Source organism: Borborobacter xinjiangensis (genome assembly GCF_047739745.1).
GTDB lineage: Bacteria > Pseudomonadota > Alphaproteobacteria > Rhizobiales > Rhizobiaceae > Pseudaminobacter.
In genome coordinates this window covers 1-1,792 of record NZ_JBLLVA010000075.1, presented here as the reverse complement: position 1 = coordinate 1,792, position 1,792 = coordinate 1, and the positions used below count along the sequence as shown (strand labels likewise).

The following is a 1,792-nucleotide window of genomic DNA, read 5'->3' as shown; positions in this document are numbered from 1 at the left end:
GAGAATGGCGTCGTCCGGGACGATCCCGTTCAGGTTGAGGACATAGGCCGTGACGGCATAGACCTGATCGTCCGTCAGTGATTGCGGACTGTCGAAGGGCATAGCCCTGTGAATGTAGTCGTAAAGCGTCGTTGCATAGGGCCAGTAGCTCCCGACCGTCTTCACCGGCTTGTCCGTATTCAGACTGCCCCGCCCGCCTACGAGCTTATCCATCGGACCTTCGGCGCCGGTCTCGCCATGGCAGGCAATGCAGGAGTTTGCGTAAATCTTCTTCCCTTCCGCAACGGATCCACTTCCTTCGGGAAGATTGTCTCCTGCCGGCGAGATGTCGATGTTCCAAGCCTCGACCAACTCCTCGTCAGGCGTCTGGCCGATCCCCAGCGGCTCGGCGCCCGGTTGCGCTCCGGCTTCTCCTGTCGATTGAGCTGCGGCGGCGAGCATCGATCCTGCGACGGCGACGGCCGCCACCGCAGCGATGATGGTTCTATGCTCCAGCGGCGTAGACATTGGTCACCTCCCCGTTCTCGGCGATCTTCCAAGGCGCGATCGCGTTGTAGTGATAGACGTAGTTCGTGCCGCGTTCGGCGATCAACGCCTCGCGCTTCGGCTGGACATATCCCGTCTCGTCTACCGCCCGGCTGGCGATGATCGTCGGGGAACCATCCCAGACCCATGGCAGCCGGAAGCGCGTCAGCGCCTTGGGCAGGACGGGCTCGTCGAGGCTCGCTGTCCGCCAGGACCGTCCGCCATCGACGGAAACGTCGACCTTCTGGATCCTGCCTTCGCCTGACCATGCGATGCCGCTAATCTGCACAGGACCCGGACCGCCTTCGATCATGCCTCCGGCCGCCGGGCTGGTGATGACCGACTTCGCCTGCATCGTGTAGGTGAATTGCCGCGAATGTCCGTCCGGCATCAGGTCGGTGTACTTCGATGTTTCTTCGCGGGTCATGAAAGGCTGGTCGCCTATCTTGATGCGGCGAAGCCACTTGATGCTCATATTGCCCTCGAAGCCGGGCAGGAGCAGCCGGACCGGATAGCCCTGCTCGGGCCGCAGGCGCTCGCCGTTCTGGGCGAAGGCGATCAGCGCGTCGTCCATCGCCTTCTCGATCGGGTGCGAGCGCGTCATGGCCGCGCCGTCCGCGCCTTCGGCTAGAACCCATTTGCCTTCCGGCTTCACGCCGACCTCCTGAAGCAATGTCGCGAGCGGCACCCCGGTCCACTCCACGCAGGACAGGAGGCCGTGCGAGGTCTGGACCGTGGCAGCCGGCTTGGTGAACTCGGTCAGCGAATTGCCGGAGCACTCCAGGAAATGGATTCTCGTCACGGCGGGAAAGCGCGTCAGGTCGTTCATGGTGAAGACCAATGGCCTGTCGACGAGGCCGTGGACCAGGAGCCTGTGGCTGTCGGGATCGATGGTCGGAACACCCGCATGGTGGCGCTCGAAGAACAGACCGTTCGGGGTAATCGTGCCGTGGAGGTCCTGAAGCGGCGTGAAGCTCCAGGACGATTCAGCGGTCGGCGTGAGATCGGTCGGGCGCCTGATCACGTCCTCCTCGAACTCCGACGGAAGCCCATAAGGGGGCGAGAGGATCGGCTTGCCCTGCGACAGCATCGATTTTGGTATCAGGGACGACGCGCCGCTGTCCTGCGCCATTGCCGCCTTGGCTATCAGGACGCTGGAGCCCCCAAGCGCCGCTCCGCCCAACGCAGTCGTCAACAGGCGCCTGCGACCCTTGTCGACAAGCGCGTCGCGAGTTTCAGTTCTCTTCATAGGTGCCTCCCAGATGTC

At 63.4% G+C, this 1,792-nt stretch carries 2 protein-coding genes; both read right to left on the bottom strand.

Features of this window, described 5'->3' with window-relative positions:
- A partial coding sequence (locus ACLKMW_RS26380; protein WP_415727490.1) for a c-type cytochrome occupies nt 1-507 on the bottom strand: 507 nt, incomplete at its 3' end.
- Nucleotides 485-1,774: a sulfite dehydrogenase gene (gene soxC / locus ACLKMW_RS26375; protein WP_415727491.1), complete on the bottom strand. Its 1,290-nt coding sequence runs from the start codon at nt 1,772-1,774 to the stop codon at nt 485-487. The genes soxC and ACLKMW_RS26380, both read right to left, overlap by 23 nt.
- Nucleotides 1,775-1,792 lie beyond the last annotated feature (18 nt).

What these genes read in the sequence shown, in the direction of transcription:
- soxC (WP_415727491.1), bottom strand. Translation starts at nt 1,774, where the DNA reads ATGAAGAGAACTGAAACTCGCGACGCGCTTGTCGACAAGGGTCGCAGG.